Source organism: Pseudoalteromonas sp. RB2-MNA-CIBAN-0110, from assembly GCF_040309305.1.
GTDB lineage: Bacteria > Pseudomonadota > Gammaproteobacteria > Enterobacterales > Alteromonadaceae > Pseudoalteromonas > Pseudoalteromonas arctica.
The window spans coordinates 53,091-69,354 of sequence record NZ_JBEOOQ010000008.1 but is presented as its reverse complement, the minus strand read 5'-3'; the positions used below and the strand labels follow the sequence as shown (position 1 = coordinate 69,354).

15 protein-coding genes are annotated in these 16,264 nt (G+C 40.4%); 9 read left to right on the top strand and 6 right to left on the bottom strand.

The genetic code is table 11. The features are described 5' to 3' along the window. The first annotated feature begins 17 nt into the window (after positions 1-17). The 4 genes from AAEY68_RS06425 to AAEY68_RS06410 all read left to right on the top strand — a co-directional run bounded on the left by AAEY68_RS06425 (position 18) and on the right by AAEY68_RS06410 (position 2,920). A complete protein-coding gene (locus AAEY68_RS06425) occupies positions 18-545 on the top strand; it encodes an SPOR domain-containing protein (protein ID WP_007582031.1) in 528 nt (175 codons plus the stop codon). Between the two features lie 79 nt (positions 546-624). Then, the gene (gene hslV / locus AAEY68_RS06420) at positions 625-1,143 is read left to right on the top strand and encodes an ATP-dependent protease subunit HslV (protein ID WP_002958366.1); all 519 of its coding nucleotides are present in this window, start codon (positions 625-627) and stop codon (positions 1,141-1,143) included. Positions 1,144-1,154: 11 nt separating this feature from the next. Continuing rightward, positions 1,155-2,483: an ATP-dependent protease ATPase subunit HslU gene (hslU, locus tag AAEY68_RS06415; protein ID WP_024594430.1), complete on the top strand. Its 1,329-nt coding sequence runs from the start codon at positions 1,155-1,157 to the stop codon at positions 2,481-2,483. A 62-nt stretch (positions 2,484-2,545) separates the two neighbouring features. Beyond that, a complete protein-coding gene (locus AAEY68_RS06410) occupies positions 2,546-2,920 on the top strand; it encodes a gamma-butyrobetaine hydroxylase family protein (RefSeq protein WP_007582033.1) in 375 nt (124 codons plus the stop codon). Between the two features lie 86 nt (positions 2,921-3,006). Here the strand turns inward: AAEY68_RS06410 and AAEY68_RS06405 are convergent, their stop codons facing one another. The 3 genes from AAEY68_RS06405 to AAEY68_RS06395 form a co-directional block, all read right to left on the bottom strand. Next, positions 3,007-4,887 (bottom strand): methyl-accepting chemotaxis protein, encoded by a 1,881-nt coding sequence (locus AAEY68_RS06405; protein ID WP_350585697.1) that lies wholly within the window; start codon positions 4,885-4,887, stop codon positions 3,007-3,009. Positions 4,888-4,996: 109 nt separating this feature from the next. Further along, the gene (locus AAEY68_RS06400) at positions 4,997-6,028 is read right to left on the bottom strand and encodes an MJ1255/VC2487 family glycosyltransferase (RefSeq protein ID WP_350585696.1); all 1,032 of its coding nucleotides are present in this window, start codon (positions 6,026-6,028) and stop codon (positions 4,997-4,999) included. After that, positions 6,025-6,564, bottom strand: a complete 540-nt coding sequence (locus AAEY68_RS06395) for a phosphatase PAP2 family protein (protein WP_290294630.1) — start codon at positions 6,562-6,564, stop codon at positions 6,025-6,027. Before AAEY68_RS06395 ends, AAEY68_RS06400 begins: the two co-directional genes overlap by 4 nt. 205 nt (positions 6,565-6,769) lie before the next feature. Here AAEY68_RS06395 and rraA point away from each other — a divergent pair, with 205 nt between their 5' ends. Both rraA and AAEY68_RS06385 read left to right on the top strand, forming a co-directional pair. Continuing rightward, positions 6,770-7,267: a ribonuclease E activity regulator RraA gene (gene rraA, locus AAEY68_RS06390; RefSeq protein WP_002959955.1), complete on the top strand. Its 498-nt coding sequence runs from the start codon at positions 6,770-6,772 to the stop codon at positions 7,265-7,267. Position 7,268: 1 nt separating this feature from the next. Then, the gene (locus AAEY68_RS06385; protein ID WP_101217275.1) at positions 7,269-8,318 is read left to right on the top strand and encodes a formimidoylglutamase; all 1,050 of its coding nucleotides are present in this window, start codon (positions 7,269-7,271) and stop codon (positions 8,316-8,318) included. On the opposite strand, the gene AAEY68_RS06380 is transcribed toward AAEY68_RS06385, so the two are convergent. After that, positions 8,315-9,979, bottom strand: coding sequence for a bifunctional diguanylate cyclase/phosphodiesterase (locus AAEY68_RS06380; RefSeq protein ID WP_024589898.1), 1,665 nt, complete (start codon positions 9,977-9,979; stop codon positions 8,315-8,317). The two genes, AAEY68_RS06385 and AAEY68_RS06380, sit on opposite strands and share 4 nt — an antisense overlap. Positions 9,980-10,099: 120 nt before the next feature. Continuing rightward, positions 10,100-11,347: an imidazolonepropionase gene (hutI, locus tag AAEY68_RS06375; RefSeq protein ID WP_350585695.1), complete on the bottom strand. Its 1,248-nt coding sequence runs from the start codon at positions 11,345-11,347 to the stop codon at positions 10,100-10,102. 119 nt (positions 11,348-11,466) lie between these two features. Here hutI and hutC point away from each other — a divergent pair, with 119 nt between their 5' ends. From hutC to hutH, 3 genes are all read left to right on the top strand, one after another. After that, positions 11,467-12,174 (top strand): histidine utilization transcriptional repressor HutC, encoded by a 708-nt coding sequence (gene hutC, locus AAEY68_RS06370; RefSeq protein ID WP_007582045.1) that lies wholly within the window; start codon positions 11,467-11,469, stop codon positions 12,172-12,174. A gap of 66 nt (positions 12,175-12,240) precedes the next feature. After that, complete coding sequence (gene hutU / locus AAEY68_RS06365) at positions 12,241-13,914, top strand: urocanate hydratase (RefSeq protein ID WP_350585694.1); 1,674 nt, start codon at positions 12,241-12,243, stop codon at positions 13,912-13,914. Between the two features lie 2 nt (positions 13,915-13,916). Further along, the gene (gene hutH, locus AAEY68_RS06360) at positions 13,917-15,452 is read left to right on the top strand and encodes a histidine ammonia-lyase (RefSeq protein ID WP_350585693.1); all 1,536 of its coding nucleotides are present in this window, start codon (positions 13,917-13,919) and stop codon (positions 15,450-15,452) included. On the opposite strand, the gene AAEY68_RS06355 is transcribed toward hutH, so the two are convergent. Beyond that, the gene (locus tag AAEY68_RS06355) at positions 15,449-16,219 is read right to left on the bottom strand and encodes a Rossmann-fold NAD(P)-binding domain-containing protein (RefSeq protein WP_350585692.1); all 771 of its coding nucleotides are present in this window, start codon (positions 16,217-16,219) and stop codon (positions 15,449-15,451) included. The two genes, hutH and AAEY68_RS06355, sit on opposite strands and share 4 nt — an antisense overlap. Positions 16,220-16,264: the final 45 nt, after the last annotated feature.

Genomic DNA, 16,264 nt, shown 5'->3' with positions numbered 1-16,264 from the left:
AAGGCCAAAATAACACCATGGCACAGCACGATTATATTAATAAAAAGCCTGCAGGCAGAAACAGTAAAAAAAACGCACCCGCTAAAAAACCATTTCCTATTCTTTTAGCCGTTATAGCCATCTTACTTGTAGGTGGTTTTGCCTACACACTATGGTTTATAAAAAGTAATGCCGATCCAAAACTTGTCGAAAAACAAGCTAACCCAACTGCACCCGCAAAAGTAGAAGTTGTTATTCCACGTACACCGGAATTTATTAAAGAAATTAGAAACCACGAGATTCAAGTTGAAGTAAAAGAACTTGAGCAAAAAGGTCCTTATGTTATGCAATGCGGTTCGTTCAGAACTCATGCACAAGCTGAATCATTAAAAGCTAAAATCGCATTTGCAGGGCTCATTTCTGAGATAAAACAGGCTGAAGGCAGCAATGGTACTTGGTATAAAGTACGTTTAGGCCCTTACAAAACCAAACGCCAAGCCGAAAGCGATAAAAACAAACTTAAACGTGTAAAAATAGTCGGCTGCGGAATTTGGGGCTGGACTTGAAAATAAACCATTCACCCATATAACCTCATCATAATCGTTTTTTACGAGTTGCCTCTGTAGCTCGATGATGAGGAATAACATGACTACTATCGTAAGTGTTCGCCGCGGCGACAAAGTTGTAATTGGCGGCGATGGCCAAGTTTCACTTGGTAACACCGTAATGAAGGGCAACGCCCGCAAAGTTCGACGTCTTTATAATGGCAAAGTAATCGCTGGTTTTGCCGGCGGTACTGCTGATGCCTTCACTCTTTTCGAACGTTTTGAAAGCAAATTAGAAATGCACCAAGGTAACCTAACTAAAGCCGCAGTAGAAATGGCTAAAGATTGGCGAAGCGACCGTGCACTTCGAAAACTCGAAGCGCTGCTCGCTGTAGCAGACGAAACAGCCTCTTTAATTATTACCGGTAATGGCGATGTGGTTCAGCCAGAAAACGATTTAATTGCAATTGGTAGTGGTGGTAACTTTGCGCAATCAGCGGCAACCGCCCTTTTAGAAAATACAGATTTAAGCGCTCGTGAAATAGTAGAGAAAAGCTTAACTATTGCAGGCAACATCTGCGTATTTACTAATAACTTCCAAACAATCGAAGAATTATAATAGGAACTATCATGTCTGATATGACCCCAAGAGAAATTGTTCACGAGCTAGATCAGCACATTATAGGTCAGGCTAAAGCTAAAAAAGCGGTCGCTATTGCGCTTCGTAATCGCTGGCGCCGTATGCAATTAAATGAAGATTTACGCAGTGAAGTAACACCAAAAAATATATTAATGATTGGTCCAACAGGTGTAGGTAAAACAGAAATTGCCCGCCGTTTAGCAAAACTTGCTAACGCACCATTCATTAAAGTAGAAGCGACTAAATTTACTGAAGTTGGTTATGTTGGTAAAGAAGTAGATACGATCATACGTGACCTCGTTGATGTTTCAATTAAAATGACTCGCGAACAGCAAACTAAAAAGTTTAAACATCGCGCCGAAGAAGCTGCAGAAGAGCGTATTTTAGATGCACTTTTACCACCGGTTAAAGATCAATATGGCGAAAGCCAACGCGACGATACTTCATCTACTCGCCAAACATTTCGTAAAAAATTACGTGAAGGTCAATTAGATGATAAAGAAATCGAGATTGAATTAGCGCAAGCTCAATCAAACGTAGAAATTATGGCGCCTCCTGGTATGGAAGATATGACCAACCAGTTACAAAGCATGTTTCAAAACATGGGCGGCGATAAACGCACTAAACGTAAGTTAAAAATTAAAGAGGCCTTCAAACTATTAACGGAAGAAGAAGCCGCTAAATTAGTAAACCCTGAAGAGCTAAAAGAACAAGCTATTTTTGCAGTAGAGCAAAACGGTATTGTGTTTATTGATGAAATAGACAAAATTTGTAAACGTGGTGATTCTTCAGGCCCTGATGTGAGCCGAGAAGGTGTTCAGCGCGACTTACTACCGCTAATTGAAGGCTCAACAGTAAACACTAAGCACGGTATGGTTAAAACTGACCATATGTTGTTTATTGCCTCAGGTGCGTTCCAAATGTCTAAACCATCAGACATGATACCTGAGCTACAAGGTCGCTTACCGATTCGAGTAGAACTTGAGCCACTAACTGCAAATGACTTTAAACGTATCCTGACAGAGCCACATGCATCGCTTACTGAGCAACAACGAGAGCTCCTTAAAACTGAGCAAGTAACGATTGAGTTTAGTGATGATGCTATTGAGCGTATTGCTAAGGCAGCGTGGCAAGTTAACGAAAAAACCGAAAACATCGGTGCTCGTCGCTTGCATACTGTGATGGAAAGATTGATGGAAGAAATTTCATACGATGCTTCTGAAAAAGCAGGTTCATCACTTGTTATTGACGCCGCTTACGTTGAAAAACATCTAGGCGCACTTGTTGAAGATGAAGACTTAAGCCGCTTCATTCTATAAAACGAATATAAACGTTATACTAAAAGCCTCCAGATTGGGGGCTTTTTAATGGGATATATAAAATGAAACACGTTACAAAAGTGCATTACCACAGCGTGAGTAAAAATTTAGATGTTTATTTTGACGACAATAGCCAAGCAGTCTTTAGCTGTGAATTTTTACGCGTTCACTCTCCCTCTGCTGAAGTGCAAGGCCATGGCTCTGGTCCAATGAAGCTAGTACTTAATAAACAATCTGTAGGTATAAAAAACATAGTACCTGTCGGGCATTATGCACTGCGTTTAGATTTCGATGATGGTCACAATAGCGGACTGTTCAGTTGGAGTTACTTTGAAAAACTACAAGCGCAGCAACAAACGTTGAGCGATGAATATTCGGCACGCGTAGCCGAGCACGAACAAAACAAAAACAGTGTACCAATAAAGTTTATTCCTTAAACCTTATTGGTAACTTTAGGTGGGTATTTTTAGATTAGTTAACCTAAACCCTGGTTAAGATATTTACTATCCAGAGTTCAGGTTAGTTACACTTTAAACTTATCAATAGCGCTAAATAACACTCTAGCTTGCTCAGATACTTCTTCGCTAGTTTGGGCGTTTTTAGCAGCATGTTCAGTTGCATCTTGCGCAATATCGCGAATTCTTACTACATTTTTATTAACCTCTGATGCCACTTGGCTTTGCTCGTCAATAGCAACCGCTATTTGAGAGCTCATTTCCATTATTGTTTGTACATCTTCAGTAATTGCGCCTAATAACTCACCTGCTTTAATTGCTTGCGAGGCACTTTCATCGCCTTGAGAACGACATTTATGCATAATACTCACCACTTCTTGAGTACGCTGCTGTAAGGTACTTATAATACCTTCAATCTCACTCGTGGACTCTTGAGTACGCTTCGCTAATGAACGAACCTCATCTGCAACAACAGCAAAACCACGACCATACTCACCAGCACGTGCCGCTTCTATTGCCGCATTAAGTGCGAGTAAATTTGTTTGATCTGCAATCCCCCGAATTACATCAAGCACTGAACCAATTGTTTCGCCATCTTTTTCAAGTTGCGATACTACATTTGATGCATTCCCTAACGAATCAGATAGGGCTCTAATGTGCTTAACGGTAGAGTCAACTTCACTGCGCCCTTGTTGAGCACTTAAGTTTGTTGACTCTGCTTTTTTAGCAGCCGCTTCAGTATTATGTGAAATATCCTGAATCGTCGCCTGCATTTCGGTGGCTGCAGTTGCAACCATGTCGGCTTCATGTAATTGCTCTTGCATACCGGAGCTTGTTGCTGCGGTACTTTCTGATAAATGCTCTGTTGCTATGTTAAGCGTATTTAAAGCACCATTAACTTCGTTAATTAAGTTTTTAAAATCGCCTATTAAACTATTAAAGTCGACCGTCATGGTGGTAATTTCGTCTTTACCTGTTTGCTCTATCATCACGCTTAAATCATTATTACGACGAATATCGTTAATGGTGTGATAAACCCGCTCTATAGGCACAATAATCGAGCGGCTCGTGAAATAAACCAACATTAAAACAATAATGCCAGCAATCACAAAAATAAGAATGGCTAAAAATTGTGCCTGTTCAACGCTTTTATCTACCTGTTGCTTAGTGCTTAATAGTATCTGCGCAACGATTGCATCACTTTGTTCAACACTTTTACGCATTTTTCCAAGTGCACCTGAATTTAAATCTAAGCCCAATTCAACCTGTGCCTGGACCAATGCTTGAAATTGCGTTTGGTAGGAATTTAAAAAGCCATTTAATTGAGCTGTGTATCCTGTATCAAATTGAGCCTGAGCGATTTGCTGCTTTAAAGTATCAACCCCTTCATCAAATCGAGTTAAATACTTAAGATCAAAACGTAGCATAAAATCTTTTTCAGCCCGTCTTAATTGTAATATAGAAGATAAGAGTTTGTAATTATCTTGCTCTTTGAGCAAGCTTTCGACCTCGTGTACTCCACTTCTTAGTTCGCCATACAACCCATCTTTTGGGTGTAACCCTATGCGTTTTTGTAGCACAACAACACTCATAAAGTCATTGTTATAAGCACTTACCAAATTATCGAGATTACTTATTTTTTGGGTTTCGATGCCCTGGTCTTGCATAATTACATTCAACTTAGCAATTTTACTTTTAAGCTGGTTATAATCTTGTTCAAATAAGTCTAATGCTTCTTCTTGTTTATAAAAAAGAAAGTTTTTTTCATGTTTACGCAGTTCTAATTCATGGATATTAAGCTCTTCAGCAAGCTGAATTGTTTTATTTAAGCTTAACGTTGTTCTCGCTTCATAAATTATTACGCATAAAAGGACCACCATTGCTAAACCAACAACGACTGCGTTTAACTGTAAACGTCGTTTGATTGTTAAGTTTTGTAAAAAATTCATCGCTAACGCCTTTTTTAAATATGCATTTGTATTATAGCTGATAGCTCAGAAGCGACTCATTAATTTAACTTTTTATTATTGGTTATTCTAAGCTACTTAATTATGATGGCTATAAAGCGACACTATCCCACAAACCTTTGTGTAACGATTGTGTGTTATTCCACTGTTGTTTAACCAACCAATCAATTAAAGGCGCGGGATCGCTAGGGTAATTTATTTGCTTATTTTGCGGGGCGCTATTCCAGTCATCAAGGGCTTGCGGGTTTAAATAGTTCATAACATGCGCCATGCCCATGGCAAACAAAGTTTGTGCATTTGCGGTTTGCTCAAACTGCCCATCTAAAGGCTTTAATAGTAACTTCTTACCTAACTTAAGCGCTTCACTGGCAAGCTCAAACCCCGCATTACCAATAATGCCACTCGTGTTTGCTAAATCATTTAAAAAACCAGAGCGTGAGGGTGGTCGCAAATGTATATGTCCAAAAGACTGATTGCAGGCATTTGGGTGATAACAATAAAATTCTTTTTCGGGAAAGTCTTTTAAATAATCAACAATGCTATCTAAGTTTTCAAACGGTAAATATACCAATACCTTATTTAGTACCGCGACAGGATTCTCATGATTATGATGAGCAATAAAAGGCGGGATTATATTATTTGCGAATGGCTTCCAGTGTACGCCTAAGTAGGTAGATGCTGGTGCATAATGCTTGATGAGCGATTTTCTAAGTACACCACGACCAAATATAGGTACGTTTTCTGACAAAAATGCGGCTTGGTGACTAATACCGATAACGGGTATATCGGCCCGTTTTGCAGCCCATGCTGTAACTGGCTCAAAGTCATTAAGTACAAAATCGTACTGTTTTATATCAAGCGATTTTATATCACTCACCAGCTTACAGACTCGCATGTTTTTAAGTGTTTTTAAATTTTTGACTTGCCCATTTTCAGTACTAAACGATAAGCCCCGATACGCTTTATAATTTGAGAATTCGTGCATATCAAAGTAATCTTTATTTGCTCGCCCTGAAAACACATAATCAACATCAATACCAAGTTTATTAAAGCAACTTGCCATAACCCTAGCTCGCGTTATATGACCATTACCGGTACCCTGCACTCCATACAATATTTTCATACAGGTACCACAAGCGCTAATGCGAATAAGCCACAAACACTGCCAATAATCGCACCTATAATAATATCAGCAGGAAAATGTACGCCTAATACAACACGAGAAATAGCCACACCAGCAGCCCAACTAAGTAGTAGCCATATATATTCAGGGAAAAAGTGACTTAGTATAATCGCAACTAAGAACGCTGCAGCGCTGTGACCCGAGGGCAAACTAAATTTATCATTGGGTACTATGTAAGCATTTGTTACTAAGCAGTCGCATGGACGGATACGGGCAAATCTATTTTTGGCCAATAAATAAATGGGCCTTTCTATAGCAAAACCAACTAATATCGTTACAGGTAATAATTGTTGCTGCTCATTATTACTAAGCCACCACACCGCTAAACACACAAGTATGTAAAGCCCACCATCACCGCTTTTAGATAAGCCAAACGCAATTGTTTTAAACCACTTCGGTGAGTTGCAATTAAACAGAGTTAAAAATAATTGCTCATCTAGCAGAGCTGCCCTTTTAAACATATTATTGTTATCCATCACTTCCCCCTCATTGCATAATATATGAACACCGATTTAGCTTATGTGTTGTAAATAACAATTGAGTGACGCTTTTAAGACACTATTATTGCGATTAATGATTTAGCGCTTGTTTTGTCTAAATTTACTGCGATTAAGTCGTTGTTATTGCTTATAAGGAGGGTATACTGAGGTATAAATTAATGTACCTTTTGAGGATAAAATAATGGATTACAGCACTTCTGATTTATGTGACCACTTTGCTGATGTGGTTGACGTGCTAGAGCCAATGTTCATCAACTTTGGTGGTCGACACAGCTTTGGTGGCCGCATTAAAACGGTTAAATGTTTTGAAAATAATGAACTGATCCGCGAATTACTTTCTCAAGACGGTACAGACTTAGTGCTTCTTATTGACGGTGGTGGCTCAACTCGCCGTGCACTTATTGATATTGAATTGGCCGAACTTGCACTTGAAAACAACTGGAATGGTATTGTTGTTTACGGCGCAGTACGCCACGTTGATGAGCTTGAAGAACTTGATTTAGGCATTCAAGCAATTGCTTCCATTCCTGTTGCAGCTGACAGTGAAGGTGCTGGCGAGGATGCTATAGGCGTTAACTTTGCCGGTGTATCATTTTTTGATGATGACTTTATTTATGCCGATAGTACTGGCATTGTTTTATCTGCAGAAGAATTAGAATTGGAAGTTGTAGAAGTATAACGTGACCTCCCATTTAAAAGTATATGATGAAAGCGCGGTTAGAGCACTTTGCTCTAGCCGCGTAAATGAAAAAAAAGCATGGCAATCAATGGCCTTGCTTGACACTCAAGTAAACCTGCAACAAGCACTTATTGACGCAGCTCAATTTGGCATTCGCTACGTACTTCTTGGTATTTGCGAAGATATTGGCCCAAAAGCAAATTTAGGAAATGGCGGTGCAAACGAAGCATGGTCTGCTTTTTTAAAACGTTTTTTAAACCAACCTCATAATCAATTTATTGCCACTCAAAAAGTACTTTTATTGGGTGAAGTAAATACTGATGATTTAATGGCGCAAAGCAACCAACTTAATAATCAGCAAGCCCAGCAGTTAACTCAATTACGAGATTTATGCCAACAACTTGATGAACGCGTAGAGTCAGTATTAAGCCTTATTTTTAAAGCAGGGCTTGAGCCAATCGTCATTGGCGGAGGTCACAATAATTGCTTAGGTATTATTCGCGCGCTAAGTAAGTCAAAAAACACGCCTGTTAATGCTATCAATTTTGACCCTCATGCCGATTTTAGAGAATGTGAAGGTCGCCATAGTGGTAATGGTTTTCGCTACGCGTATAACGAGCAACATCTAAGTAATTACCATGTTATTGGCTTACATGAATTAAAAAATAATCAAGCAATTATAGATGCAATGAGTGAAGCTAACTTTAAGTTTGATAGCTATCAATCTATACAAGTTAAGCGAAAAATCACACTAACGCAGGCAATTGAAAATGCACTAAGTAATTTTAATGATTTACCACTGGGTGTTGAAGTTGATTTAGATAGTATTACTTATATGCCAGTTAGTGCGTATACATATTGCGGATTTAGCGTGAGTGACACTGAGCACTTTGTGCATTTAGCTGCAAGCCATCGCTACTCTAAGTACTTACACTTATGTGAAGCAGCGCCTAGCCAGCATCCTAACGGGTTAGATGCCGGTGCTGCCCATGTAGGGCAAGTGATTAGTGCACTTGTAAATAGCTACCTACAAGCCAAAGAAAACACTTAACGTTGTTGAACCGATCGCCACTCTTTTAGCCAGCTCATTAAACCGATACTACTTAGCGGATGACCAAAGTAATAACCTTGGGCAGCATAACCTTTTAAGCTTTTTACAAACTTAAGTTGTTCAAGTGTTTCTACTCCTTCAAAAATTACTTTTGTTTTTTGTTGGCTATGCATATCAACCATTCCACCAACTAAACTGCGTATATTGTTTTGATTACTAAAGTCAGCGGTAAGTGAAGGTGAAACCTTAATATACTCAACCGCTAAACTTGGTAACTTAGAAAGTAGTACTGGGTTATCACCAAGTCCATCCACACATACTTTTAAGCCTATGTTATTAAGCCTTGCGATCATGCCTCGACCTTTGTCATCTAAACCAGCAAAAATATGTAAAGGGCATTCAACAATCAAGTCTCCCGCCTCTAAGTGATGCTCATTTATAACAACATCAACAAATTCAACAAACTCTTCATTTAGCATTTCAGGGCCAAATACGTTAATGCTAAGCGGTATGGAAATACCTTCTACTCTAAGCGCCATTGCAAGCTCAGCGGCTCTCTCCATTACAAATTTAGCAAGCGGGTAACCAAGCCCTGCTATTCTTATGTCGTCAATAAAACGATTAGCAGATAAAATTCCTTGCTTAGGATGCTGCCAACGCAGTAGTAATTCTAAAAACTCAATTTGACCGTTTTCGTTGCAAATTATAGGTTGAAAATAGAGTTCTAATTCGCTCGAAAAATCAATATTTGCTAATTCTTTTAGTCGCGCTTGTTGCTCTCGCAGTTCAATCATCATTTGTTGATGATAAGGCACAACCTTGCGATTTGGGTGGCTATCGAGTGCTAGGTATGCGTACGATATTAAATTATCAAAGTTATTGTCTTGCTCATTACAATCAACATAACTCGCCCTCGCTTTTACCTCTACAGTGCAGTTAGCAACATTAAATGGCTTAAGCGTTGCACCCAGTATTTGTTCAATAACCAACTCATGCAAATGTTTTTGATTCGCAAAACTACAAATAAATGCAAAGTTAAGGCCCCCTAAGTGGGCTAGCTTTTCTTGCCCAACTAAAGTCACTATTTCGTCACTTGAAAGCAGTTCTTTTATTCGATTAGCCGATTGTGCTAAAAGTATATCGCCAAAGTCACGTCCAATGTGCTGGTTAACTTGCTCAAATCCTTCAAGACGAATAACGATTAACGCTGCACTTACTTGCTTATTGTCGCACCATGCATAGTAACCTTGACGTAACTGTTTTCTATCTGCAAAAACCGAAAGCGGAGACTCTTCAATAAATGCATCACCTGTAGGTTCTGGCTCTATCACGACTTCTATTTCAGCGCTTTCATCATTTAAAAAGCCAACAATAGCTAATAATAATATCGCTAACACAACCCAAAATAACGGAACTTCCAATAATAAATGAGCTGAAAATAGAACAACAAATAAAAGACCAGCCATTGAGCTGGTAATAATCATGCTCCAATTATTTCGCTCGAAGGCTTGCCATAAATGAAAACAAAATCCAAAGGCAAGTAAAATGGCAAGCCAAGCTGCGCCCGTACTCAAAATAGCCAAACCAACAGCTGCTGTGCATAAATAGCTAAATTTAATACTGGCATTTTTAACGGCAAATAAAGTGGCAATCATCGCCATCAATAGTGCACCACTAAAAAATATTGGAAAATTACTGTCGGTTAGTATGTTCAAATTAACGGCATCCGTATTCGCTAAAAAAGTTTAAACCAAGTTATATGTGGGTAAAAATAATACAAATTAGTTAATTCTACCCAAAATCCATAAATTTAGCAGTTTATTTACGCCAAATTGGTAACTTAATTGTGATGGATGACTTATTTGCCAATGCGCAATATCAGCTCTTGCGCCAACCTTTAAAATACCACGCTCGTCTAACCCTAGTGCTTTAGCTGCATTTCGAGTAACACCAGCTAATGCTTGCTCAGGTGTTAATCTAAACAATGTGCATGCCATGTTCATCATCAAGTGCACTGAGCACAGCGGTGAAGTACCTGGGTTAAAATCACTCGCAATAGCTATCGGTACTTTATATTGATTAAGTAATTCAATAGGTGGGAATTTAGTTTCTCTTAAAAAATAAAATGCACCTGGCAATAACACCGCGACCGTCCCAGCGTCTGCCATGGCTTTTACACCCTCTTCATCGAGATGCTCAATATGATCCGCCGAAAGGCCATTAAACTGCGCCACCAGCTTAGCGCCCTGTTGATTAGATAACTGCTCAGCATGGCATTTTACTGGGAGGTTATGCTTTTTAGCCGCCTGGAAAACACGTTTGGTTTGCGAATAACTAAACCCTACATTTTCACAAAATACATCGACTGCATCAGCAAGATTATTAGCCACTACCTGATCAAGCATGTCAGTACACACTAAATCAATATATTCATCAGCACGGCCTTTGTATTCAGGCGGTAGAGCATGCGCCCCTAAAAAAGTAGTTTTAATATCAATAGGGTGATGTTCACCTAATAAACGAGCGACTTCTAATATTTTTATCTCGTTTTCAGTATCTAGCCCATAGCCCGACTTTATTTCAACGGTGGTTACACCTTCTTTTAATAACGTATTTAAGCGATCTTTTGCATCAACAAACAATTGCTCACGGTCGGCTGCTCTTGTGGCTTTAACCGTACTTGCTATGCCACCGCCTTGTGCTGCGATTTGCTCATAACTTACACCCTGCAAGCGCTGCTCAAATTCTTGCGATCTTGAACCTGCAAACACTAAATGTGTATGACAATCTATTAAGCCCGGCGTTAACCACTGCCCTTTTATACTCAATGTCGGCGTTGCAAACACATCAAAACTGGGCAACGTTGATTGCTCTCCAATCCACGCAATTTCACCATTTTTAATAGCTATAGCAGCATTTTCGATTGCGCCATAAGGGGCATTTATATTGCTATCCATAGTGGCAATATTGGCATCAGTTAAAAGTAAGTCGATTTCTTCTAACTCATAATTTTTTGTTGTGCTTTGCATTTTACAGCCCTTTTTACGCCCAGAGTGATGAAAATATAGTCTAACAACCCACCTTGTATATACAAGGTAATTGTGTCATCTTATTTATATCGTTTATTTTTAATGTAACCATAAATTTAATGACGACACCTAAATTTGCGCAAATAAAACAATTCATTGTTGATAAAATTCGCAGCGGTACGTGGCAAGAAAACCAACGTGTTCCCTCTGAAAACGAACTAAGTAGTCAATTTAGTGTCAGCAGAATGACAGCCCGCCGAGCACTAAGCGAATTAACCGAGGCAGGTATTTTAACCCGCAGCCAAGGGCTTGGTACATTTGTAGCCACATTTAAATCGCAGTCATCGTTACTCGAAATAAAAAACATTGCTGATGAAGTAAAAGAGCGTAACGGCAACTACACCTGTAGTGTACTCATACTTGAATCAATAAATGCAGTCGCACCTATTGCCATTGCGCTTGGTGTTGAGATTGACAGTGTTGTATATCGAAGTGTACTCGTGCATAACGAAAACGACAGCCCCTTGCAGCTAGAAGAGCGTTTTGTAAACCCTGCACTTGCGGCTGGTTACTTACAACAAGACTTTAGCACGCTTACACCTCATGAATATCTATCTAGTGTTGCACCACTTACCCAAGCGAGGCATACCGTAGAGGCTATTATGCCAAACAGCGAAATGTGCCAATGGTTAAATTTATATAACGAAGAACCATGCTTACAAGTTATTCGACGCACATGGTCTATTAACGGCATTGTAAGCTTTGCGCGCCTTGTATCACCAGGCAGTAAATATCGCTTAGGTGGACACTTAACATTTAAAAAATAACAAACAATAGCGCTTACTGCGCTTTTTTTATAACAAATCACCTTGTATATACAACAGGAGCAAAACATGAACAACCGACTCGACACAAGTCGCGTAATACGTGCACCTCATGGCGATAAAATAAGTGCTAAAAGCTGGCAAACTGAAGCTGCTAAGCGCATGCTAATGAATAATCTAGACCCTGAAGTTGCAGAACATCCTCATGCACTTGTTGTATATGGTGGTATTGGCCGAGCAGCTCGTGATTGGCCAAGTTATGACAAAATTATAGAAACCCTCGATAGACTCGAAAACGACGAAACTCTGCTTGTACAATCAGGAAAACCCGTTGGTGTATTTAAAACCCACAGTAATGCCCCTCGTGTACTTATTGCCAACTCAAACCTTGTTCCACACTGGGCGAATTGGGAGCACTTTAACGAGCTCGATAAAAAAGGCTTGATGATGTACGGACAAATGACAGCGGGTTCTTGGATTTATATTGGCTCGCAAGGCATTGTACAAGGCACTTACGAGACCTTTATAGCCATGGCAAAGCAACATTTTTCAGGCAGTGCTAAAGGCAAGTGGGTATTAACGGGTGGCCTTGGTGGTATGGGCGGTGCGCAACCACTTGCCGCTACAATGGCAGGGTTTAGTGCGCTAGTTGTTGAATGTGATGAAAGCCGTATCGATTTTCGTATAAGAACAGGCTACGTTGATGTAAAAGCAACGAACCTTGAACACGCACTGCAATTAATAACCGACGCGTGCATAAAAGGTGAAGCCCTATCAGTTGGCTTACTTGGTAACGCTGCCGATGTATTTAGTACACTGGTTAAAACAGGTATTACACCTGATGTAGTCACAGATCAAACATCAGCTCACGATCCATTAAATGGTTACTTACCACAAAACTGGACAATGGAGCACGCAGCAAAAATGCGTGAGCAAGATCCAAAAGCGGTAGTAAAAGCTGCTAAACAATCAATGGCAGTCCAAGTTAGAGCCATGCTGGCGCTGCAAAAAGCGGGTGCCGCCACTACTGATTACGGAAATAATATTCGTCAAATGGCGTTTGATGAAGGTGTTACCAACGCGTTTGATTTTCCTGGGTTTGTACCCGCCTATATTCGCCCTTTATTTTGTGAAGGTATTGGCCCATTTAGATGGGTAGCATTATCGGGCGATCCAGAAGATATTTATAAAACCGATGCAAAAGTAAAAGAGCTTATTCCTGATGATGCACATTTACATAATTGGCTTGATATGGCGCGTGAACGCATTCAATTTCAAGGGCTACCTGCACGTATTTGTTGGGTAGGTTTAAAAGATAGAGCACGCCTTGCATTGGCCTTTAACGAAATGGTTAAAAATGGCGAACTTAAAGCTCCTATCGTTATTGGTCGTGACCACCTCGACTCGGGCTCAGTTGCCAGCCCTAACCGCGAAACAGAAAGTATGAAAGATGGCTCAGATGCAGTATCGGATTGGCCATTACTCAATGCACTGCTTAATACAGCAAGTGGCGCTACTTGGGTGTCTCTTCATCATGGTGGCGGTGTAGGTATGGGGTTTAGTCAGCACTCTGGTGTGGTTATTGTTGCCGATGGTACAAATGAAGCTAAAGAGCGTATTGCTCGCGTACTTTGGAACGACCCTGCAACGGGTGTAATGCGCCATGCTGATGCTGGATACGACATAGCAAAGAACTGCGCTAAAGAACAAAATTTAGACCTACCTATGCTAAACGAGGAATGATCATGTTCGAACTTACTCTCACACCAGGCTCACTTAATTTAAACACACTGAGAAAAATTAATAATTCACCGGTAAAGTTAAGCCTTGCAAAGCATGCCGAGTCGCAAATAGCAGCAAGCGCGCAAACCGTTCAAAACGTTATTAATGAACACCGCACTGTATACGGAATTAACACCGGCTTTGGATTATTAGCCAATACCAAAATTGCCGACGACGAACTTGAATTATTACAGCGTTCCATTGTGCTTTCACACGCTGCGGGCATTGGCGAATACATGGATGACAGCACAGTAAGGTTAATGATCACCTTAAAAGTAAATTCGCTTTCGCGCGGCTACTCGGGTATTCGCCTGCAAGTAATCCAATTTTTTATGCAGCTGCTTAGTAGCGAAGTATATCCATGCGTGCCTAAAAAAGGCTCCGTGGGGGCATCGGGAGATTTAGCCCCTCTTGCGCATATGTGCCTACCTTTATTAGCTGAAGGTCAAATGCGACATAAAGGAAAAATAATTAGTGCAGCACAAGGGTTAAAAATAGCGGGGCTTGAACCTCTTACCCTTGCAGCTAAAGAAGGCTTAGCATTATTAAATGGCACACAAGCATCGACTGCGTTTGCACTACAAGGCCTATTTAGAAGCGAGAACTTATATGCACAAAGCTGCGTAATCGGCTCGATAAGTATAGAAGCTGCAATGGGCAGCCGCGCGCCATTTGATGCACGTATTCATGAAATTCGCGGTCAGCGCGGACAAATAGACACCGCTCAAGTATTTAGAGAGCTACTCGATACGCACTCTCAAATTAGTAACTCCCACGTCAATTGTGAAAAAGTACAAGATCCATACTGCCTTCGCTGCCAACCTCAAGTGCTAGGTGCTTGCCTAACTCAGATACGCCAAGCCGCAGAAGTATTGTTATGCGAGTCAAACGGTGTAACCGATAATCCGCTAGTTTTTGCCGATGTAGGCGACATAATATCGGGAGGTAACTTTCATGCAGAGCCAGTTGCAATGGCCGCCGATAACTTAGCTATCGCAATTGCCGAAATTGGTGCATTAGCAGAAAGGCGAATTGCATTACTTATCGATTCAAACCTATCCAAATTACCGCCATTTTTAGTTGAAAACGGCGGTGTAAATTCAGGATTTATGATTGCCCAAGTTACCGCAGCAGCGCTTGCGTCAGAAAACAAATCATTAGCGCATCCGGCTTCGGTCGATAGCTTGCCTACATCTGCAAATCAAGAAGATCATGTTTCTATGGCAACCTTTGCAGCAAGGCGCTTAGATGAAATGGCCAATAATACCCAAGGTGTTTTGGCAATAGAATGGTTAGCATCGGTTCAAGGGCTAGAATTTAGAAAGCCGCTTGAACCATCACATAAAGTGCAAAGCGCTAAAGCGTTGTTACGCGAGCATGTGAGTTATTATGATAAAGACCGCTACTTTGCTCCCGATATCGAAGCTGCTAATACATTACTAAGTGAAGGTAAGCTATGCGACTTCATAGAGAGCAGTCCCCTGCCTTCAGCATATTAAATACCATATTGGTAAGTAAAGCCTAGCGCTTCAATAGCTGAGCCAATAACTTTGCGCTCAGCTTTATCATCACTGGTAAAGCGTGGTAACTCGCCACCATGTTCTGCACACTTCACTGCATAGTATTCAGCTTTTGTTGGGTGCGCAGGATTAACAACATTATAAATATTTTGCCCTACTTGCCAGTGTTCTATCACCGCAAAAATAGCATTAATTACATCTTGTTGATGCACCATATTTACTACTTGCTCACTTGATGTATTAAACTCTTTGCCTGCCACAAAACGACCTGGTTCTCTGTTAGGCCCTAGTAATCCAGCTAAACGCAGCACTTTCCCGTCTTGCTCAAGTACTTGCTCTTCTGCCTCATAGAGCTTTATTTGGCGCTCGTTTGTGCATGAAATATCGCTACTTTCGCTATATACACCAGGCTCTTGATCGTACACCCCGGTTGACGAGCATAATAAAAAGCCCTTTGCGTTTAACTCCTTTGAGAGCTTAAGCGCTGCGGTGAGTGTTTCAGGATAATTACTTTCACTGTGCCTGCTACGTGGTGGAATAGCACATACCCAATAAGCATTTTGTAAATCAACTTGATGTCTTAATTGCCCATCTTCAAGTGTAAACTGACGCTCAAAATCAAACTCGTGTATATCTGTTCTATGCGTTCCTTGTACTTGCCAATCAGTTTTTTGCGCACTTACGCATAAAGCATGCCCTAACCAACCTGCACCTAATACTACTAATTTATTACTTTTATTTGTCATTTTTGTATAAGCCTTTATTTTAAAAGCATAATTAGTTCTTTCTAT

Excerpts from the sequence above, each read along its gene's own strand:
- AAEY68_RS06400 (WP_350585696.1), bottom strand. The coding sequence starts at position 6,028 with ATGAAAATATTGTATGGAGTGCAGGGTACCGGTAATGGTCATATAACG.
- AAEY68_RS06425 (WP_007582031.1), top strand. The coding sequence starts at position 18 with ATGGCACAGCACGATTATATTAATAAAAAGCCTGCAGGCAGAAACAGT.
- AAEY68_RS06395 (WP_290294630.1), bottom strand. The coding sequence starts at position 6,564 with ATGGATAACAATAATATGTTTAAAAGGGCAGCTCTGCTAGATGAGCAA.
- hslV (WP_002958366.1), top strand. The coding sequence starts at position 625 with ATGACTACTATCGTAAGTGTTCGCCGCGGCGACAAAGTTGTAATTGGC.
- hutC (WP_007582045.1), top strand. The coding sequence starts at position 11,467 with ATGACGACACCTAAATTTGCGCAAATAAAACAATTCATTGTTGATAAA.
- rraA (WP_002959955.1), top strand. The coding sequence starts at position 6,770 with ATGGATTACAGCACTTCTGATTTATGTGACCACTTTGCTGATGTGGTT.
- hslU (WP_024594430.1), top strand. The coding sequence starts at position 1,155 with ATGTCTGATATGACCCCAAGAGAAATTGTTCACGAGCTAGATCAGCAC.
- AAEY68_RS06405 (WP_350585697.1), bottom strand. The coding sequence starts at position 4,887 with ATGAATTTTTTACAAAACTTAACAATCAAACGACGTTTACAGTTAAAC.
- AAEY68_RS06355 (WP_350585692.1), bottom strand. The coding sequence starts at position 16,219 with ATGACAAATAAAAGTAATAAATTAGTAGTATTAGGTGCAGGTTGGTTA.
- hutH (WP_350585693.1), top strand. The coding sequence starts at position 13,917 with ATGTTCGAACTTACTCTCACACCAGGCTCACTTAATTTAAACACACTG.
- AAEY68_RS06380 (WP_024589898.1), bottom strand. The coding sequence starts at position 9,979 with ATGGCGATGATTGCCACTTTATTTGCCGTTAAAAATGCCAGTATTAAA.
- AAEY68_RS06410 (WP_007582033.1), top strand. The coding sequence starts at position 2,546 with ATGAAACACGTTACAAAAGTGCATTACCACAGCGTGAGTAAAAATTTA.
- hutU (WP_350585694.1), top strand. The coding sequence starts at position 12,241 with ATGAACAACCGACTCGACACAAGTCGCGTAATACGTGCACCTCATGGC.
- hutI (WP_350585695.1), bottom strand. The coding sequence starts at position 11,347 with ATGCAAAGCACAACAAAAAATTATGAGTTAGAAGAAATCGACTTACTT.